This window comes from Rhodococcus sp. R1101, from assembly GCF_000278445.1.
In the GTDB taxonomy this organism is placed as follows: domain Bacteria; phylum Actinomycetota; class Actinomycetes; order Mycobacteriales; family Mycobacteriaceae; genus Rhodococcus; species Rhodococcus gordoniae.
In genome coordinates this window covers 1-2,363 of record NZ_AJVB01000553.1, presented here as the reverse complement: position 1 = coordinate 2,363, position 2,363 = coordinate 1, and the positions used below count along the sequence as shown (strand labels likewise).

Here is a 2,363-nt window from a genome sequence, read left to right as displayed (position 1 = left end):
CGAATCCGGGAAACGCTCGCGCACCTTCTTGTTGACCATGCGCCCGAGGTAGACCCCTTCGATGACCATCAGCAGCATCATCACGAACATCGCGAGGGTGACGTACTGCTGCACCACCGGGCCGAGGAACATCGACATGATCAGCACGAGCGCGAGCGGCATGAACAGTCCGACGAGATTGCGCCGGCTGTCGACGAGATCACGCACGTAGGCGCGCACCGGGCCGCGGTCGCGGGGGAGCAGGAACTTCTCCTCGCCCGCAAGCATCCGGTTGCGGCGCTCGGAGGCATCGGCGCGGCGCTGCGCTGCGGCCGCCTTGCGCTCGTCCTTGCTCTGCGACTTGCGCGCGGCCTTACGCCGCTCGCGTGCTTCCTTCGCGGTCAGGGGAGCGGGAGCGACGGGGCCGCGACGGCGGCTCTCGGCGTCGCGCCGTTTGGGCGTCGGGCGCCCTTTGCCGGCGGTCGCTTTCGCGGCCGCGGAGTCGTCGGGAGTCGCGGCCGGGGAGTCCTCGGTCGCAGGAACCTGGTGATCGGCGGAGTCGTCGGAACCACCGCGGCGTAGCAACTTCACACCACCAGGCTATGGGATAGTGGAGAGAAGCGGAAAATCCGCGTGCCATACCACGCTCGGCGCAACTCGTCCACGAGGAATAGATTCCGGCGCGGTACCGTTGAACCATCGGGTTTCGACACGAACGACAGGGAGCGCCCATGACTGTGCAGCAAGAGACCGATACTCACGGCGTCATCCTGACCGAGGCCGCCGCTGCGAAGGCGAAGGCACTGCTCGATCAGGAGGGCCGCGACGACCTCGCTCTGCGTATCGCCGTGCAGCCCGGAGGCTGTGCCGGTCTGCGGTACCAGCTGTTCTTCGACGATCGCACGCTGGACGGAGACCTCACCAAGGAATTCGCCGGTGTGACGCTCGCCGTCGACCGGATGAGTGCGCCGTACGTCGAGGGTGCGTCGATCGACTTCGTCGACACCATCGAGAAGCAGGGCTTCACCATCGACAACCCGAACGCCACGGGGTCGTGCGCCTGCGGCGACTCGTTCAACTGAGGACGCACTTCGGAACCCCGGCGCTTCACGGCGCCGGGGTTCCGTCGTGTCCGCGGTAGTACCGTGGGACCGCTACGGCTCTCCGTGTGAGCAGCCACACCACCCGACATCCGCGGAAAGGCTCAGCCACGTGACCATCGCCGTGACCGGTTCCATTGCCACCGACCACCTCATGCGTTTCCCCGGCCGGTTCGCCGAGCAGCTGCTCGCCGACCAGCTCGCGCACATCTCCCTGAGCTTCCTCGTCGACGACCTCGTCGTCCGGCGCGGCGGAGTGGGAGGCAACATCGCGTTCGCGATGGGCGTCCTCGGCGGAACGCCGGTGCTCGTCGGCGCCGTCGGTGCCGACTTCACCGAGTACCGCACGTGGCTCGAGAACCACGGAGTCGACTGTTCGTCCGTGCGGATCTCGCACACCGCTCACACCGCGCGCTTCGTGTGCACCACCGACCTGGATATGGCGCAGATCGCCTCGTTCTATCCCGGCGCGATGTCCGAGGCCCGTGAGATCTCGATCGCGGACGTGGTGGAGAAGCACGGCGTCGACCTCGTGCTCGTCGGTGCCAACGATCCCGACGCGATGATCCGGCACACCGAGGAGTGCCGCCGGCTCGGGATTCCGTTCGTCGCCGACCCGTCCCAGCAGCTCGCCCGCCTGAACGGCCAGGAGACCGAACAGCTCATCGACGGCGCCGAGTACCTGTTCACCAACGAGTACGAGTGGGGACTGCTGCTGCAGAAGACCGGGCTCACCGAGGACGAGGTGCAGGCGAAAGTGGGGATGCGCATCACCACCCTCGGCGGCGACGGTGCGAAGATCGTCGACCGCGACGGCAACACGGTGCAGGTCGGTGTGGTGCCCGAACGCGCCAAGGTCGACCCCACCGGTGTCGGCGACGCCTTCCGCGCCGGCTTCCTGCTCGGCCACCGCTCCGGCCTGAGCATCGAACGCGCCGCGCAGCTCGGCTCGCTGGTCGCGGTACACGTCCTCGAGACCACCGGCACCCAGGAATGGACCTTCGACCGCACCGACGCTCTCAAGCGTCTCGCCGACGCCTACGGCACCGCCGCCGCCGACGAGATCGGCGCGGTTCTCGGCGTCTGACAGCGGACCGGAACGACGAACGGCCGCGAGCCCCGGTGAGGGAGCTCGCGGCCGTTTCTCGTCGTGACCGTCAGATCTCGACCGGGTAGGCCGGTTCCTGGATCTGCGGCACGATGCGCTTCTCCACGAAGATCCCGTGCCAGACCATGAAACACAGCACCGTCCAGAGGCGTCGGCTGTGATCGATCGGGCCGGTC

The 2,363-nt window shown here is 67.6% G+C and carries 3 protein-coding genes; 2 read left to right on the top strand and 1 reads right to left on the bottom strand.

Annotated features, from left to right (window positions below; all coding sequences use genetic code 11):
- A partial coding sequence (locus R1101_RS0121445; protein WP_016935304.1) for a DUF3043 domain-containing protein occupies positions 1-570 on the bottom strand: 570 nt, incomplete at its 3' end.
- 140 nt (positions 571-710) lie between these two features.
- Here R1101_RS0121445 and R1101_RS0121440 point away from each other — a divergent pair.
- Together R1101_RS0121440 and R1101_RS0121435 are read left to right on the top strand one after the other, a co-directional pair.
- Entirely contained in the window at positions 711-1,061 is a 351-nt protein-coding gene (locus tag R1101_RS0121440; protein ID WP_006554400.1) for a HesB/IscA family protein, read from the top strand.
- 130 nt (positions 1,062-1,191) lie between these two features.
- On the top strand, positions 1,192-2,166 hold the full coding sequence (locus R1101_RS0121435; RefSeq protein ID WP_016935303.1) for a carbohydrate kinase family protein: 975 nt from the start codon (positions 1,192-1,194) through the stop codon (positions 2,164-2,166).
- Positions 2,167-2,363: the final 197 nt, after the last annotated feature.

What these genes read in the sequence shown, in the direction of transcription:
- R1101_RS0121440 (WP_006554400.1), top strand. Translation starts at nt 711, where the DNA reads ATGACTGTGCAGCAAGAGACCGATACTCACGGCGTCATCCTGACCGAG.